Here is a 16881-nt window from a genome sequence, read left to right on the forward strand (position 1 = left end):
GCATTACTGCTGCTGGTTGATGATCAGTCCGGAAGGTGTCACCAGCATCTGGCTTCCCTCAAATCTTACGCGATCATAAGTTACGCCGTTGTGAGACAAAAAGTTAAACACACTCTGCGCTAACGGCTGATTCTTTCCTGCATGAACCACTATCGGTTTATAACTGTAAAGCATACCGGTGCGCGTTTCTGTCTGCGGCACCAACAATATTTTGGCAATGAATTGACTATTGACGGGGCTAGTGAGCGTCATTAATACACTGTCTGACTTCACGGCAAAAAATGGCACATACAATTCACTGTGGCCGTCTTCCAAATCGTACAGACCGAATTCCACACCCGTACCAGTAAAGTCAGTATCAAAAACAGAATGATTTAGCGGCAACCACCCGCGTAGCAGTGCCGTCGTCAGCAGCAGTAAGGTAAGAACGGCCAAACTAAGGCAGGCAAGGGACCATTTCATTCATTTTTCTCTCTGTTTCCGATTTAATCAGCTTACTCAAGGCTTCCGGTTGATCACCTGCATTAAAAATCGCCATCGCCAGTTGCTGATGCCCACAGGCGCTTTGCAGGTTCAAGGTCAAATTCAGTGATGTCCCCGAGGCTGAATAGTAAATATCCATTTTCATTGCACGTTGTTGCAGCGCTTTATCAAGTTCACGCAGGGTATTTTCAAGTTCTTTCGGTAGAGATTGCTGATTAGTGCCAGGATCGCGCAGCGTGTGAGTCAATTGCAGTAATCGAATTTGATTAACACTTTCGACCGGCATAGCGATAAATCTAGGCTTCTCCTGTAAAGCAGAGCGGAGCACTAATGCCAAAAGGGCAAGGAATATCAGCAGTGTCAGAAAAAACAATTTAATCCATCGCTGCCGTATCGCATCTGACGGTATGGCTTTCGCAGATGATGTCGACACAGTGGCTGCTGAAATAGGATCTATTTCTTCATTTTTTTCTACAGGCGCGATTGTGGGGAGCGTGGGCGGCGTAAAACTCAACAGTTGTGAGTCGGTTTCTTCCTCTTCTTCGTCATTAGCGCGGCGCTGAAATTGGCAAAATTCAGTCTCAAGAATGTAGCCTTTTTTCGGCACAGTTTTAATGATTCGCTGCTGTTTACCATCATCTTCGAGTGCCACTCTAAGTGCATGAATCGCATTAGGCAGGCTATTACTGCCAATGACGCGGCGTTCCCAAACTAATTGATTCAACGCTTCACGAGATAAAATCTGACCGGCATGCTGAATCAGCACAACTAACAACTTAAGCTGATACTCGCCGAGACGGCGCTGTTCGCCCGTTTGCTGATGTATTAATGAGGCACTGGAAATATCGAGTAACCAGTGATTGATGATGCAATCTGACGTCATGGTGACTTTATTTCCCATCATGTCGCTAAAGTGCCCTTTATCGTGCTGTGCGGGGCGTAAAAAAACATAGTCAAAAAGATAATTTATAATTATTCAAGATTAGTCTTAAAAGCTTATCATTTCAATGCGGGTAATTAAGGATTAGAAAGAATAAACCTGCACATAAATGAAACAGCTAACAAGGATGAAAAGAGAGTTTGAGTCTTAAAAACAACGACGAACACCTTTCATCTCTTGATGATTATTAAAAACAACAATTAATTCATCCTGTTGTAAATTATTTCTACATTTGAAATGTAGTTTAATTTCTTCAGGGCATCTGTCGCTACAGTTTTTTCTTAAAAATTGCACCTCAACATAATAAATCTGACCAACGTTAAAAAATAAAATCTGGCATTTAAGCTGGCTTATTAGCGTGCCGTTTTCTCCTGATACTTACAACGGAATCCATCGATTCCACCCAGGAGATTAGAAACATGTTAACTATTTTTACAAACTCAGCAGCAATGTCATCTACCGCTTCAATGAACCGTGCCAACTCTGCTTTGTCAGTGGCTATGCAACGTCTGGGCACCGGCAAACGCATCAACTCAGCTGCTGATGATGCTGCAGGCCTGCAGATCGCAACTCGCCTTGAAGGTCAGGCTCGCGGTATGGGCGTGGCAAAAGAGAACATCGCAAAAGCCACTTCAATGATGCAAACCGCTGAAGGTGCTTTTGATGAAGTGAACAACATCCTGTTCCGCATGAAAGATCTGGCAACTCAGGCTGCAGATGACACCAATAACGCTGATGACCGCGGCGCGCTGCAGTCTGAGTTCGATGCACTGAACGCAGAACTGGGCAACATCATGACTAACACCTCATACGGTACAGAAAAACTGCTGAGCGGTGTAAGTGGTGTTGGCGGCAAGATGACCAAAGAAATGAACTTCCAGATTGGTGCATCGAAAGATGAAACCCTGAAAGTTGACCTGGCTTCTTCACTGACTGCGGTATCCACCAGCCTGGATGAACTGACCAAAGCAGGTATCTCTGGTACTGCTGCTGAAGGTAACGCAATGCTGGATAAAGTGACCGAAGCACTGGGTGCTGTAGGCAAAATCCGTTCAGATCTGGGTGCAAATATCAACCGTTTGGGCCACACCGCAGCAAACCTGTCAAACATGAAAGACAACACCGAGCTGAGCCTTGGCACCATTAAGGATGCTGACTTTGCAGCTGAAGCCTCAGCAATGAGCCGTCAGAACATGCTGTTGCAAAGCAGCCAGGCCATGCTGAAGCAAGCAAACGGCATGGGCCAGATGGTTCTGGGCATGTTGGGTTAATTTCCAAAATTTACCCCTAAACACCGCTCTAGAAGCGGTGTTTTTGTTTCCGTCTTATGCCGTTTTCCTTTCCCCTAAAGAGGAAAAGAAATTTCCAGCGTTTAATGTAAGTGCTTGAAATAATAGGGAAGTTAATGTTGGCACGTCAATTGCTATTAATGGTTTATTCCTGAGGAGGAAAGTATGCCTTTAAGTATGGAACCGTCCCAATGGGCGGAAATGTTGGCCAGCAACACGGTTGCCGCGATGCAATCGCGTCTGACGTCGCAGCAGAAGAAAGTGTCATCAGAGCAAGGTGCTTTGACGGCGTTGAAAACTGCACTCAGCGAGTTCCGCACGGCGTTAAAAGGCTTCGGGAGTAGCGGTGAAGTCGTGAAGAACATCGCTAAAGCCAACGCAGAGGGCTATGTCAATCTGAAAGCCGACGCCACGGCAAGTAAAGGGCTGTACGAAGTGCAGGTTTTAGAAACTGCCGCCGCTCAGCAGCAATCCTTTGACAAGATGACAGACAAGTCGGTAGCAGATGCCACTGGCACCATGACGATTAGCGTTGATGGCAAGGACATTGATATCGATATGTCCGATATCAAAAGCATGTCTGAACTGCGAGACGCCATCAATAAGCATCCGAATAATCCCGGCGTTACCGCTTCGCTGATGAAGGTTAACGGCGAAACCCGCATGCTGATGGGAAGCCAGAAAACTGGTGTCGCTAATGGTTTCAGCATCTCGGTCAGCGATGCTTCCTCCTTCAAAGACGCAATCGATGATAGCACCAGTATCACAGAAGCTCGTGATGCCGAAATTGCGATTGGCAAACTGAAGATCACCAGCACCAGCAACACTTTCAAGGATGTGATCCCAGGCGTTGAAATCAACGTCGTGCAGAAAACCGATCCTGCGCGCCCGCTGATTATCAGCGTTGAAAGTGATGATAGCGGGACTAAGGAACAAGCGCAGAAATTCGTTGACGCCTATAACGCACTAAAAACCAAGCTTGATGAGTTGACCAAAAGCGGAAGCGATAAAGAAGGGCGCGGCGCTTTGGCGGGCGATTCTGGTTTACGTGTGCTGGAACAGCAGATGACCTCACTGCTGCGTAAAAGCGTCGACGGCAACAAGCTAAGCGATTTTGGTATTGAGCTGGATAAAGAAGGCAAATTGGGGATCGACAGCGAAAAGTTTCGTGATGCGGTGCGCGATAAACCCTCCTCACTCGATGCTCTGTTTGGCGGCGCTGACGGCATGATCAAGCAAATGGATAAAGGACTGGATACTTTCCTCAGCACTTCATCTGGCTCGATCAAAACGCGTCAGGAGTCGCTTGATCGCAAAAACACTCTTTTGACAACCAAAGCCGATCAAATTCAACAGCGCTATGACACCAGCTACGCCCGCTTTTTGCAGCAATTTACCCGCGCGCAAAATGCAATGACGCAGATGGAAGGCACGCTGTCGAGCTTCTTCGATAAGTAAGGTGACATATGTACGGTAATTCCACTGAGATTCATGGCTATAGCGATGCGGATCTTGCCATTCGCACCGCAGCCGCCACGCCGCATCAATTGGTGTTGATGCTGTTCACGGGTTTGCAAGATGAACTGGTGCGGGCTAAAGGGCATATCGCCGCACAGCGCTTTGAGCGCAAAGCCAGCAGCATCTCGAAATCCATCGATATCCTCAATGCGCTGACCAGCGCCCTGGATTTTGAACGTGGTGGTGAGTTGGCGCTCCGTTTAGCCGCGCTTTATGACTATTGCGTTTATCGGTTGTATGACGCCAGCCACAAACTATCTGTGAGTCAGATTGAAGAAGTGGAAAGCGTACTTATCACCCTGCGTGAAGGCTGGGAGGGCATGCAGGCATGATTTCGCAGCAGATTGTGGTACTGGGGAATGCCTTAGAGCAGGCAGCGCGTGATGACAATTGGTTGCAGGTCATGCAGATCGATAAACAGATCTGCAACCTACTATTGCAGCTGCGCCAGAAAAAACTCAGCGACGCAACGCTGGAGCAGGTGAAAACGCTTCAACAGCGTCATATGGGCGTGATGGATCTGTGCCGCACGCGCATTGAGGAACTGAGCCACAAACTGCACATGCATCAACAGCAACGTCATGGTTTGCAAGCCTACAGTCTGTTTGAAAGTGAAGAGGAGAGTATCTAATGATTCCGTTGCTTTCCTCTTTGCTGCTGCCGGGTAGCAATGTCTTGCCTGCGCCATCGGCTACGCCAGAAATGGCTAACCTGCCACAGCCTATGGTTCCGGCATTTATGCTCGGCAGCACTTCGCCTCCGCCACAATCCGCCCCTTCGCTGATTGAAGACACAGAACTGACGGAAAATAACGATCCTGAACAGCTGATGCAATTGTTGCTGGATCCGACATTAGCCATGACAAACACCCTGCCATTACAGGTGACGCAACGCGACATTCCGCAGATGCCAGTTTCACCTTCATTCAATGAGAAGGCAGCGCTAATCCCTCAGGAAACCCCTGAGGCACAGGAAGCGCCGGAAGCGCTGAGCACGCAAGCAATGCAGGCGCCGGGGAAGGCTTTGTCATTTCATGCATTACTTCGCGCCACGTCGTCCAATTTCAATGCGATGCAGACTGATGGGCTTTCGGTGCAGGCGTCCCCACAACGCATTTCGACTACACCTTTGATGCAGGCAGTGCCATCCACTCAAGTTACACCGCCAATCAGTTTACAGGTCAATCAGCCCATCACATCGTTGCAGGCCGCACAACCGCAGTTTAGTGCGCCACTTGAACAGCTAGCCGCAGAATTTTTGGCCGCACCGATGACGATGACGGGCTCAGCTCCACTGCCATCACCGCGGGAGCAGATGGCGGCTGAGCGTCCACTCACCCTGCCACAACGCTTACAGTCGTCAATGTTGCCAGGCCAGGTTATGCCAGCCGATGGGCCTGCGCCGGTTCAGCCTGTAAAGCTGCGTACCCCGAAGGATGTTAGTGAGGCAAGTCAGCAGGTGGTGGCGCTGATGCAGGCCCACCCAGACAAGCCGTTAGCCAAAGTGTTGCCAGCGCAAATCATCATGCAAACGCAACAACTGCTGCATATCAGCCATTCCGTTGCGCCGTCAGCGGCAGCCGCGGCACCGCCACTTAAGCTACCGGAGGCCATGCAAGAGAAAGCCAACGTGCTACGAGAAGCGCTGGGTGAACATTTGCAAACACAGATCGACTTACGCAGCCAGAAGGCCACCATCCGCCTCGATCCGCCCAATCTCGGCAAGTTGGATATTTCCCTTCATTACGAAGGCGGCAAGTTGCAAGTGCAGATTCAGGCCGCACAGCCTGAGATCTATCGTGCATTGCAACAAGTGAGCCAGGAGCTGCGGAGCGCGTTGGTCGAACAAAATCAGGTAGCAGTAAACGTTCAGATTTCGCAGCAGCAAGGCGAACAACGCCATGCGCCGCATCAACAGCACACGCAGGAAGCGGTGCTGAGTAATCTCGCTCTTAATGAAGTGACCGAGGAACAACGTCACCGCGATCTTTCCATACTGACAACGGTATAAATTAATGAAAAAAAATAATCTGGCTCTCAGCCTGGCGATGGTTGTGGGCAGCTCTGTGCTGTCCGCCGTGCTGGTTTTAGCCGGCACTCAATTGCTGAACTCATCCCACAATGATAGCGAAAGCAGCAGCGGATTTTCGCTGTTTGAAAAGAAAGAGAAAGTCGCTGAAGTGCATTACCTGGAGCTAAAAAACCAGGTGATCACCTTAAAAGGCAGCGGGGCGAAAGAGCGCTATTTACTGCTGGATCTCGCCTATGTCACCAACAGCGCAGAAGAAATGAAAGCGGCTGAGCACAATCTTCCTAAGTTAAAAAGCACCTTAGTTTCCATCTTTTCGGGCATGGAATACGACACGGCACGCAAGATGTCGACCGAAGATATCCGCGTGCAAATGATGGCGCGCTATGAAGGTGTTTTCGGTAATAACCAGCCCTTCACTGACGTCATGATCTCCAAAATGGTTTTCCAATGAGGAGCAGTGATGAGCGTATTCAACGAAGTTACTGAGCTAACGGCGCAAGAAGAGAGTCGCTATTTACAACAGTGGTTGCCCTTAGTGAAACGAGTTGTGCGTCAACTCGCCGCCCAGGCGGATGCCGTCATGGATCGTGAAGATCTTGAGCAGATAGCATTGATGGGATTGCTGGAATCACTGCGCCGTTATGGTCATCCAGACGATCATTTTGCCGGTTATGCTCTGCAACGTGTGCGGGGCGCGGTGTTAGATCAACTGCGCTTACACGACTGGCGTCCACGTCGTTTACGCCAGAAGACCCACAAAATCAATGATGCTGTGCGGGAGCTAACCCGCACGCTCGGACATGAACCGAGCGAAGAGGAGTTGCGTAAACATCTCGATCTCAGCCACGAAGAAATTCATGAGTATCTGCTACTTGAATCGGCCAGTGCGATGGAGAGTTTTGATGATTTGCTGGCGGGTGATGGGCTTGGCTCTGCCTTGAGTGGCCGTAATCTTGAGGAAGAAATCAGCATTCAACGCACATTAAAGATAGCCCTGTCTTCACTGGCAGAACGCGAGCAACTGATTTTAAGCCTCTACTACCAACATGAAATGAGCCTGAAAGAGATTGCTCATGTCCTTGAGCTGACGGAAGCACGGGTCTGTCAGATCAACAAAAAGATTGCTGAAAAAATTAAACAATTCTTCGAGTAAAACATCATGCAGAAATTAATCGGAATTTTAGTTGTGCTTGGCAGTGTGATTGGGGGCTACTTAGCTTCAGGCGGCCTGCTGAGTTCTTTTTGGCAGCCAGGTGAATTGGTGATCATTCTCGGTTCGGGTGCCGGCGCCATGGTCATTGGTAATTCAAAAAGCGTGCTCAAGGAAATGTGGTCACAGGTTATTGGCACGATGAAAAGCAATACCTTCACCGCGGAGTTTCAGCAGCAGTTACTCATGCTGTTATTTGAGTTGTTGGAGTTGGTACAAGACGGTGGTTTAAAGGCACTGGATGCACATATTGAGGTGCCAGAAAACAGCTCACTGTTTAAGAAATATCCATTAGTTCTCGCTGACCGCGGTTTCATCTCTTTCATCTCCGATAATTTCCGCTTGATGGCGATGGGAAAAATCAACGCCCATGAATTAGAAGGTATTTTAGAATCAGAGCTTTACGCTGTTGAAGAAGAGTTCCTTAAACCTTCGCGTTCATTGCAGCGTACCGCCGAAGCGATGCCAGGTTTTGGGATTTGTGCTGCGGTTCTCGGCATCATTATCACCATGCAATCAATAGATGGTTCGATCGCCATGATTGGTTTGAAGGTTGCAGCTGCGTTGATCGGGACTTTCCTCGGCGTCTTCTTCTGTTATTGCTTGATGGATCCTCTGGCTAATGCCATGGAGCAAAACCAGAAAAAGCGCCTGGCCGTGCTGGAGTGTATCCGCACCGTACTGGTGAATCAGGTGGCGGGCAAACCAACGCTGCTGGCGGTGGATGCTGGGCGCAAAATGTTGCCGCTGGATTCAAAACCCACCTTTGCCAAGTTGGATGGCTGGGTCAATCAGTTAACTGAAGGTGCGTGATGAAACCGAATGTGCACAACATCACCATCATTAAGCGCGCGGCCAGGAAGGCAAATCACAGCCACCACGGCGGTGCCTGGAAGGTTGCCTTTGCCGATTTTACTTTGGCGATGATGGCGTTGTTTATGGTGCTGTGGATCACCGCATCGGTAAGTGTGGAAGAGCGCAAGGAAATTGTGGCGCAGTTGAATGGCGAATCCATTTTTAACGGTGCCGCTTTCAATCCTTTTGAGCAGAACGGTGGCAAAAGTGACGCACTGATTGGTGACACGTTAGAACTCAGCAAAAAGGAAGAGACCGTAAAGGCTGGGGATATGCTGCAGTCTGGTGGTAAACCTCAAGAGCATTTGGACAGCGTGCTGTCACGATCGGATGCTGAGCTGGCAAAACTGTATAAGCAGATTCAGCAAATTATTAAAAGCTATAACGCGCAAGACGTTCTGACCTTAGAAACCTTGCCTCAAGGTTTGCGGATTTTAGTACAGGATGATCAGGCTCGTGTGATGTTTCCACGTGGCAGCGCAGTGTTGACGCCTTATTTCCAGAAATTGCTGACTGAACTTGGCCCGGTGTTTAACCGCATCGACAACAAAATCATGATCAGCGGCCACACCGATGCTGCGCAGTACAGCGGTAATGCGGCTTACAACAACTGGAACCTGTCGGGTGATCGTGCCTTAGCCGCGCGCCGTGCATTAGAGCGCGGCGGTCTGGAAAGCGCTCGCGTGTTGCAGGTCAATGCCATGGCGTCGCGCATGCCACGCGATCTTGATGATCCGATGAGCGCGCGCAATCGTCGCATTGAAATTCTGGTATTAACTGATGCCGCCGCTGAAACCTTATTCCAATTTTATGGCCGCGAAGGGGAGAACGTGGTGAAACCCATCGCTGAACGCCTGCGATAACCTGTCAGTGCCTTTGAATCCTATTTGATTCGACCGGTGGCGAAATCCACCGGCTTTTTTTTGCCCAAAATTTATCAAAAAACACACAACGCAATAAATTGCGCCGCTACAAATACGTGCGTGTTGCGTGCTCCGTAATCAATGACCGCACACTCCGTAGCGGCGCAATTTATTGCGCAATGCTAAAGGAAATGCAGAAATTAACGTTCGGCACGATATGTTAAAAATGTTGCCAGCTAATTTGACTTTAGTTAGCTAAATCATTCTTTTATGTAAATAATGTCGGCGGGCGCACATTGCAAAGGCGCAGCGGTACGCCACAATTAAGTAACGTGGTTAACCGGAGAAAGAGTATGACTGCCAACACCTCCAGCCTGCTGTTACTGATGTCTTTCGCCGCCGGCACCTTTTCCGCTGGATCGTCCAGCAATCCGCAACATTTGATGCTGTCGCTGCCATCGGGCGGCGTGCCGAACAATCCACTGCCGCTGATCATCTGGCCGGGCATTGTGCCCGATGAAGATGAAGCAGAAGACAGCGCGGCGTGGTTCGAAAAAACCTTTACCCGCAATGGCTGGCCCGCCGCCTGGCGTGCGCCGATCTTCCCATATACCCACTATCATCCGAATACGCACGAAGTATTGGGCGTCGGTGCCGGTTGGGCCGAAGTGCTGTTTGGTGGCGATAGCGGCCGCATGGTGACGCTGCGCGAAGGCGATGCGGTGCTGATTCCGGCGGGCGTCGGCCACAAGCAAGTTTTCGCCTCAGAGGATTTTTTCACCGTCGGCGCCTATCCTCAAGGAATGTCGCCGGAAACCGTACGTGATGAGCCGTCACGTTTACGTGCGTCGAAACAGCAGATCCAGCAAGTTCCGCTGCCGCAACGCGATCCCTTTACCGGTGGCGAAGGAGCCATGACGGAGATTTGGCTGCCAGTCGCGCAGCAGCTGATGCACCAGTAAAGTGCAAAACAGCTCGGCCGTCATCGAGAGGCGCGTGTGCCGCGCAGGAACGGGCCTCTGGCACAGTTTGTGCAGGAGAGAAATATCTCCAGACACGCGCCGAGTAAATCATGAAAGAAAGCTATCAGATAGCATCACACTTCTATGATGAGATGTTGCTGAGCGATGGCCAACACCGCGCTCACTATCAGCAATACTGGGAATGGTTACAACAGGCGGACGTCGATGCCGTAGCGCGCAAACGCGAAGAGGCGGAGCTACTGTTTCATCGCGTCGGCATCACCTTCAACGTCTACGGCGATGATGGCGGCGCGGAGCGGTTAATTCCCTTCGACAGCGTGCCGCGCATCATTCCTGCCAGAGAATGGGCGATGCTTGATCGTGGCATCCGCCAACGCGTTCAGGCGCTCAACGCCTTTCTGCACGATATCTATCATCAGCAATTCATTCTCAAGGCTGGCATCGTGCCCGCTGAGCAAGTGCTGGTGAACGATCAGTATCAGCCGTGCATGCAGGGCGTGGATCTGCATCGCAACATCTATGCGCACATCGTTGGCGTGGATATGGTGCGCAACAACGATGGCGAATATTACGTGCTGGAGGACAATCTGCGCACGCCGTCTGGCGTCTCCTACATGCTGGAAAACCGCAAGATGATGATGCGGCTCTATCCCGAACTGTTCGCCGGACAGCATATCGCGCCGGTGGAACGTTATCCTTCTCATCTGCTGCAAACCCTGCGCGAAAGCTCGCCAGTCAACGATCCGGTGGTGGTTGTGCTGACGCCGGGCCGCTTTAACAGCGCCTATTTTGAACACAGCTTCCTCGCGCAACAGATGGGTGTGGAGCTGGTGGAAAGCGCCGATCTATTTGTGAAAGATGGCGCGGTGATGATGCGTACCACCGCTGGGCCGTGCAAAGTCGATGTGATTTATCGCCGCGTCGATGATGCGTTTCTCGATCCGCTGGCGTTCCGCCCCGATTCGATGCTTGGCGTGCCGGGTCTGCTGTCGGTGTACCGTTCCGGCAATGTGGTGCTGGCCAATGCAATTGGTACCGGCGTGGCGGATGACAAGTCGATCTATCCGTACGTGCCGGACATGATCCGCTTCTACCTCGATGAAGATCCGATCCTCAACAACGTGCCGACCTGGCAATGCCGCAAGCCGCAGGATCTCACTTATGTGCTCGCCAACTTGAGCAAGATGGTGGTGAAAGAGGTGCATGGTGCGGGTGGCTACGGCATGTTGATCGGCCCGGTTGCCAGCCAGCAAGAACTGAGTGATTTCCGCGATCGTCTCAAAGCGCGACCGGAAAACTACATCGCGCAGGACACGCTTTCGCTCTCCACTTGCCCAACCTTTATTGATAACGGGCTGGCACCGCGCCATATCGATCTGCGTCCGTTTGCTTTGTGCGGCGCCGATATTCGTTTGGTGCCGGGCGGTTTAACCCGCGTAGCGCTCAACGAAGGTTCGCTGGTGGTGAACTCGTCGCAAGGCGGTGGCACCAAGGACACGTGGGTTTTGGAGGATGACGCATCATGCTAAGCCGCACCGCCAGTGGACTGTATTGGATGGCGCGCTATCTGGAGCGCGCAGAACAACTCGCCCGTGTGTTGGACGTGACCAACCGTTTATCGCTGATGCCGGTTCGCGGCAGCCAGGGCGATGAGCTGCTATTGCCGCTGAATCTCACCGGTACGCGCGAGCTATTTGAAACTCTGAATGGCCGCTTCACCATGCCGCAGTTGTTCAACTTCTTTGCGCTCGACGATCGCAATCCCAGCAGCATTTTCAGCTGCTGGCAGGAGGCGTGGAACAACGCGCATGCGGTACGCGGCAGCTTGTCATCGGAAGTGTGGGAGAGCATCAACTCGACGTGGATTGAGATGCGCAACACACGGCGACGCGGCATTACCAGTGCCAATGCGGATAGCTTTTTCGATTGGGTAAAAGAGCGCTCCCACCTGTTTCGCGGCGCGATGTTTGGCACCTTACTGCGCGGCGATGCGATGAGCTTTATCCGCATCGGCACCTTGATGGAGCGCAGCGACGGCACCGCGCGTTTACTCAGCGTCAATCAGCAATTGCTCGAGCAACAGTCGGATTCGGTGCGCGAATATTATTGCCTCGATACCTTATTGCGCGCGGTCTCGGCGCGTGAAGCCTATAACGCCATCTTCAAACAGCAGTTGCTGCCGGATTTAGTTAACGAGATGCTGATTCTGCGCAGCGAAAGCCCACGCTCGCTGCACTCCTGCATTGATGAGATCGCCACGCAGTTGGAGAACATCGGCAGCAGCGGGGAAGATCGCCCGCGTTATTTGATCACCGTGCTGCTAGCAGAAATGCGTTTCAGCACCTGGCAAAGCCTGACGCAGGACGGATTGAATAGTTGGATCAACCATTTTCTCGAGCGTCTTAACGCGTTGGCAAATAGCATCAATCACACCTATCTGGAGGCGAAATGAGACTGAACATCGAGCATAAAACCCGCTACGCCTACGAGCATCAGGTGACACTCAGCACCCAATATCTGCGCCTGACGCCGCAAAATTCGGTGCATCAGCAGATCATTTCGTGGGATTTGGAGTTGCCGTGCGACGCCACGCGCACTGAAGATGCTTATGGCAATGTGATGCATGTTTTGACGCTGGATACGCCGCATCAGCAATTGGATATCGCGGCGCGTGGCGTGGTGGAAATTCTGGATGATGGTGAATACGCGCCCGATCCCGAATCGTTGCTGTCGCCGCTGGTGTTTTTGCGCGTCTCGCCGCTGACGCAGCCCAATGCCGAGATCCGTGAATTCGCCCAACGCTATTGGCGACCAGAAAAACCGCTGGCCAGTCTGGAAAAATTGATGGACGAGCTGCTGCTGAAAATGCCGTATCGTCCTGGCAGCACCTTAGTCACTGATGCCGCCGCGAAAGTATTTGCTGCCGGCAGCGGCGTTTGCCAGGATCACAGTCACGTGTTCCTCGCCTGTTGTCGCAGCCTGGGGATTCCGGCGCGCTACGTCAGCGGCTATCTCTATACTGAAAATGTTGAGCACGTCGCCACTCACGCCTGGGTTGAAGCCTGGCTGGGTGGCAGTTGGCACAGCTTTGATATCACTAATAATACTCGCAGTACGCGCCAGCATTTACGTCTGGCGGTGGGCGTGGATTATCTTGATGCTTGTCCAGTGCGCGGTATGCGCATGGGCGGCGGCGGTGAAGATATGCTGGCGGTAGCTGCGGTGCTTCAGGTGCATGCGCAGCAGTAATTCTGAACAGGCAAGACTATGACTTATTGTGTGGCAATGCGTTTATCGTCAGGGATGATTTTTGTATCTGATTCGCGTACCAATGCGGGCGTTGATCATATTTCCTCGTTCCGTAAATTGCATGTGTTTCAGGTGGATGATGAACGTACGCTGGTGCTGCAAAGCGCTGGCAATTTGGCGACCACGCAAAGCGTGTTGAGCCTGCTGCGACGCAACAACGGCGATGGCGATCAGCCCAATCTATTGAACGGGCGGTCGCTGTATGACATTGCGCTGATGGTCGGTGAAACGCTGCGCGAAGTGATCAAGCGCGATGGCGAAGAGTTTGGCGGTACGCTGCTGCTGGGTGGACAAATTCGTGGCGAAGAGCCGCGTTTATTCCAAATCTATCCGCAAGGCAACTTTATTGAAGCCAGTGTCGATACGCCGTATTTCCAGATTGGCGAAAGCAAATATGGCAAACCGATTATTGACCGCGTACTGCGTTATGAAACGCCGCTCAGCCAGGCAATGCAGTGTGCGCTGATTTCGATGGATTCGACGCTGGCGAGTAATATTTCCGTGGGCTTGCCGCTGGATGTGATGGTGTATCAAACCGACAGCTTCAGCGACAATCAGCAATATCACATCACCGAGCAGCATCCTTATTTCTCGCAGATTCGTCAATTGTGGAGTAAAGGCTTGTTGAGCGTGTTTTCGCAGTTGCCGCCATTGAAGTTGTGATTTAAATGGCGACCCCGCAACATCTGGCGTAGGGTCGCCATTTATGGTGACCGCCGAATGTCAAACCAGATCATTCACCTTGGCCGTCATATTAATTCCGCTAATCCCTTTCAGCCCTAACTTACGCAGGATTTTTATTTTATAGGTACTGACGGTTTTACTGCTGAGCTGCAATTGTGAAGCGATCTCTTTATTACTCATTCCCGAAGCTAATTTGACCAATACCACCAATTCTCGCCGCGTCAGGCTCATCAATTTTTCGCTTTCGATCAATTCCTCAACGCCCGCCGAAGAATGGGTGATGGGATAATAACGTTTTCCCTGTTCCACCTCTCCAATAGCCGTAATTAATGCATCAAGATCGCCGCGCTTGCATACATAACCTTCCACGCCTAATTGTAAGCAACAACGTTGATAAAAAAGGCTTTCTGAAGCGGTATACACAATGATTTTTTGTTCGGGAATAGCGCGTTTGATATCGGCTATCAACGGAATGCCAGCACGGCCCGGCATGGTGAGATCAAGTAGTAATACGTCTGGACGCAACGAAATCAATTCACTGATTAACCAATCTCCTTTCTCTGCTACACCGACAATCGAATAGTGATACGACTGCAATAACGCTTTAATACCGGCACAAATTAACGGATGGTCATCAACAATAAATACCGAATGAATCATATGTGTAGTCCGAAGAAGAAAAATAAAAAAACAGCCAAGTTAAATCACCAGAAATAGTGGAAGTGGACTGGTGTGACCAGATTAGTTCACGTGGCTTAACAATAAGCACTAAGCTATGTCTCGAATTTCGGACTTTAAGGTGATTATTGCTTTTTACTGCGTCAGAACATGGCGCGCCGTTTTTTTCCTTTGTCCGGAGTGATGGTCATAAATCTGAAAACAAGCCGCTCTAACGTCGAGGCGATAAACCGCTACGCATAACAAGGGTGAATGATGTTTTCAGTTGATCAGCTTCTCGATACTTACTGGCCAGGTCATCAACCGGCGAACTGGCAAAAAACCTTCCTCAAATGGGCAGTTCGCGAACATGAATTTCAGGAATTTGCTGCCCGTTATCGCCACCTCAAAGGCGTGGATATGGTCGAGCAGGTTCTGGAGCATTTGGATGTGCGCTGCGAACTGAGTGAACGCGATTTGGAGCAGATTCCGACGCGCGGCCCGGTGGTGATCGTTGCCAACCATCCGCTGGGTGCGCTGGATGGCTTAGCGCTGCTGGCGGCGGTGTCGCAGGTGCGACGGGACGTGAAAATCGTTGCCAACCGCATGTTGATGATGCTGGAGCCGATCAACAACATGATGCTGCCGGTAGATAACATGGGCAATCGCACCAGCCGCGAGCAGCTCACTCACATGCAGCAGCATCTCGACAATCAAGGTGTGCTGATCATCTTCCCGGCGGGCGAAGTGTCGCGCCTTTCCAGCCGTGGCGTGCGCGATCGCCATTGGCATCACAGCTTCCTGCGCCTTGCCGCCCGTGCGCGCGCGCCCATCGTGCCGGTGCATGTGGTCGGTCGTAACAGCCTGGCGTTCTATGCCGCCGCGAAAATCGCCTCGCCGTTGGCATTATTAATGCTAGTGCGCGAGATGTTCCGCCAGCGCGGTTCGCGCATCAAACTGCACATCGGCGAGCAGATCCCGTTTGCCAATTGGCATGATGGCCACACGCCGGGCAAAGAGCTGGCGAAGCGGTTGCGCAAGCATCTGTATCGCATTGGTCAGGGACGCCGTGGCTTGTTCCAGACCGAAGCGGCGATTGCGCGCCCGGAAGATCGTGCGGAGCTGAAGAAAGCGCTGATGGAAAGCGAACGCCTCGGCACGCTGCCGGATGGCAAGCAGATCTATCTGTGGCGGCGTAACGGCGCCAGTTGGGTGCCGCTGCTGCGTGAGTTGGGACGTTTGCGTGAAGTGGCGTTCCGCGCGGTGGGCGAGGGCAGCGGCCGTCGTCGCGACCTCGACAAATACGATGACGATTACTATCACCTGATTTTGTGGGATGACGATGAGCTGGAAATCGTTGGCGCTTACCGATTTATTCCTGGCGCGGAACAACTGGAACGTCGCGGATTAGAAGGGATTTACAGCGACAGCTTGTTCCACTACGACGAGCGCATGTTGCCAATTATCAATCAAGGTTTGGAGCTGGGACGCAGCTTCATTCAACCGGCCTATTGGGGCAAACGCGGCCTGGATTATTTGTGGATGGGAATTGGTGCGTACATCGCTAAATACCCGGAAACGCGCTATCTGTTTGGGCCGGTGTCGATTTCTGGCGGCATGCCGTTGGCCGCACGCGACTTGCTGGTGGCGTTCTACCGCATGTATTTCCCGACCGAATTGCCGCTGGCGACCTCGCGCCGTCCGTATCCCGCTTCGTTACCGGAAGTGCTGGCGCAGTTCACCGGCGATAACTACACCGAAGATCTGCGCCGCCTAAAACACTTGCTGGCGAACCTTGGCACCGCGATTCCGACGCTCTACAAGCAATATTCCGAAGTGTGCGAACCTGGCGGCGTGCAGTTTATCGATTTCGGTAGCGATCCTGATTTCAATAACTGCATCGATGGATTGGTGTTAGTGGATCTCACGCGGGTGAAACCGGCGCGTTATGAGCGCTACATCGGGATGCATTTGCAATCGCAGGACTGATTTCAGCCGTGGGTCACCATAAATGGCGACCCTACGAAAATCGGCACTGGACTTGTAGGGTCGCCATTTA

The 16881-nt window shown here is 51.5% G+C and carries 18 protein-coding genes; 15 read left to right on the forward strand and 3 right to left on the reverse strand.

Annotated elements, in window-relative coordinates:
- Positions 1-3: 3 nt before the first annotated feature.
- Together ABDW13_RS02335 and ABDW13_RS02340 are read right to left on the reverse strand one after the other, a co-directional pair.
- The gene (locus tag ABDW13_RS02335; RefSeq protein WP_343550790.1) at positions 4-462 is read right to left on the reverse strand and encodes a hypothetical protein; all 459 of its coding nucleotides are present in this window, start codon (positions 460-462) and stop codon (positions 4-6) included.
- Positions 437-1387: a transcriptional regulator gene (locus ABDW13_RS02340; RefSeq protein WP_343550791.1), complete on the reverse strand. Its 951-nt coding sequence runs from the start codon at positions 1385-1387 to the stop codon at positions 437-439. The genes ABDW13_RS02335 and ABDW13_RS02340 overlap by 26 nt, the downstream gene beginning before the upstream one ends.
- Positions 1388-1842: 455 nt before the next feature.
- Here ABDW13_RS02340 and ABDW13_RS02345 point away from each other — a divergent pair, with 455 nt between their 5' ends.
- The 14 genes from ABDW13_RS02345 (at position 1843) to ABDW13_RS02410 (ending at position 14144) form a co-directional block, all read left to right on the forward strand.
- Complete coding sequence (locus ABDW13_RS02345; RefSeq protein WP_343550792.1) at positions 1843-2694, forward strand: flagellin; 852 nt, start codon at positions 1843-1845, stop codon at positions 2692-2694.
- A 183-nt stretch (positions 2695-2877) separates the two neighbouring features.
- Complete coding sequence (gene fliD / locus ABDW13_RS02350; protein WP_343550793.1) at positions 2878-4170, forward strand: flagellar filament capping protein FliD; 1293 nt, start codon at positions 2878-2880, stop codon at positions 4168-4170.
- Between the two features lie 8 nt (positions 4171-4178).
- Positions 4179-4562: a flagellar export chaperone FliS gene (fliS, locus tag ABDW13_RS02355; RefSeq protein WP_343550794.1), complete on the forward strand. Its 384-nt coding sequence runs from the start codon at positions 4179-4181 to the stop codon at positions 4560-4562.
- Complete coding sequence (locus tag ABDW13_RS02360; RefSeq protein WP_343550795.1) at positions 4559-4861, forward strand: hypothetical protein; 303 nt, start codon at positions 4559-4561, stop codon at positions 4859-4861. The genes fliS and ABDW13_RS02360 overlap by 4 nt, the downstream gene beginning before the upstream one ends.
- The gene (locus tag ABDW13_RS02365) at positions 4861-6240 is read left to right on the forward strand and encodes a flagellar hook-length control protein FliK (protein WP_343550796.1); all 1380 of its coding nucleotides are present in this window, start codon (positions 4861-4863) and stop codon (positions 6238-6240) included. Before ABDW13_RS02360 ends, ABDW13_RS02365 begins: the two co-directional genes overlap by 1 nt.
- Positions 6241-6244: 4 nt before the next feature.
- On the forward strand, positions 6245-6712 hold the full coding sequence (locus tag ABDW13_RS02370) for a flagellar basal body-associated FliL family protein (protein WP_343550797.1): 468 nt from the start codon (positions 6245-6247) through the stop codon (positions 6710-6712).
- Between the two features lie 9 nt (positions 6713-6721).
- On the forward strand, positions 6722-7414 hold the full coding sequence (locus ABDW13_RS02375) for a FliA/WhiG family RNA polymerase sigma factor (RefSeq protein WP_343550798.1): 693 nt from the start codon (positions 6722-6724) through the stop codon (positions 7412-7414).
- 6 nt (positions 7415-7420) lie between these two features.
- A complete protein-coding gene (motA, locus tag ABDW13_RS02380) occupies positions 7421-8284 on the forward strand; it encodes a flagellar motor stator protein MotA (RefSeq protein WP_343550799.1) in 864 nt (287 codons plus the stop codon).
- Positions 8284-9189 carry a putative lateral flagellar export/assembly protein LafU gene (gene lafU / locus ABDW13_RS02385; RefSeq protein WP_343550800.1) on the forward strand — a complete coding sequence of 302 codons (906 nt, stop codon included), beginning with the start codon at positions 8284-8286 and terminating at the stop codon, positions 9187-9189. The genes motA and lafU overlap by 1 nt, the downstream gene beginning before the upstream one ends.
- A gap of 353 nt (positions 9190-9542) precedes the next feature.
- Positions 9543-10151: a hypothetical protein gene (locus tag ABDW13_RS02390; protein ID WP_343550801.1), complete on the forward strand. Its 609-nt coding sequence runs from the start codon at positions 9543-9545 to the stop codon at positions 10149-10151.
- 110 nt (positions 10152-10261) lie between these two features.
- On the forward strand, positions 10262-11701 hold the full coding sequence (locus ABDW13_RS02395) for a circularly permuted type 2 ATP-grasp protein (protein ID WP_343550802.1): 1440 nt from the start codon (positions 10262-10264) through the stop codon (positions 11699-11701).
- On the forward strand, positions 11695-12624 hold the full coding sequence (locus tag ABDW13_RS02400; RefSeq protein ID WP_343550803.1) for an alpha-E domain-containing protein: 930 nt from the start codon (positions 11695-11697) through the stop codon (positions 12622-12624). Before ABDW13_RS02395 ends, ABDW13_RS02400 begins: the two co-directional genes overlap by 7 nt.
- Complete coding sequence (locus ABDW13_RS02405; RefSeq protein ID WP_343550804.1) at positions 12621-13421, forward strand: transglutaminase family protein; 801 nt, start codon at positions 12621-12623, stop codon at positions 13419-13421. The genes ABDW13_RS02400 and ABDW13_RS02405 overlap by 4 nt, the downstream gene beginning before the upstream one ends.
- An 18-nt stretch (positions 13422-13439) precedes the next feature.
- Positions 13440-14144: a proteasome-type protease gene (locus ABDW13_RS02410; RefSeq protein WP_343550805.1), complete on the forward strand. Its 705-nt coding sequence runs from the start codon at positions 13440-13442 to the stop codon at positions 14142-14144.
- A 60-nt stretch (positions 14145-14204) separates the two neighbouring features.
- Here the strand turns inward: ABDW13_RS02410 and ABDW13_RS02415 are convergent, their stop codons facing one another.
- Entirely contained in the window at positions 14205-14825 is a 621-nt protein-coding gene (locus ABDW13_RS02415) for a response regulator transcription factor (protein ID WP_343550806.1), read from the reverse strand.
- Between the two features lie 273 nt (positions 14826-15098).
- On the opposite strand from ABDW13_RS02415, the gene ABDW13_RS02420 reads away from it, so the two are divergent.
- Positions 15099-16811: a lysophospholipid acyltransferase family protein gene (locus ABDW13_RS02420; protein ID WP_343550807.1), complete on the forward strand. Its 1713-nt coding sequence runs from the start codon at positions 15099-15101 to the stop codon at positions 16809-16811.
- Positions 16812-16881: the final 70 nt, after the last annotated feature.

It is taken from the genome of Pantoea sp., from assembly GCF_039594315.1.
Classification (GTDB): Bacteria; Pseudomonadota; Gammaproteobacteria; order Enterobacterales; family Enterobacteriaceae; genus Pantoea.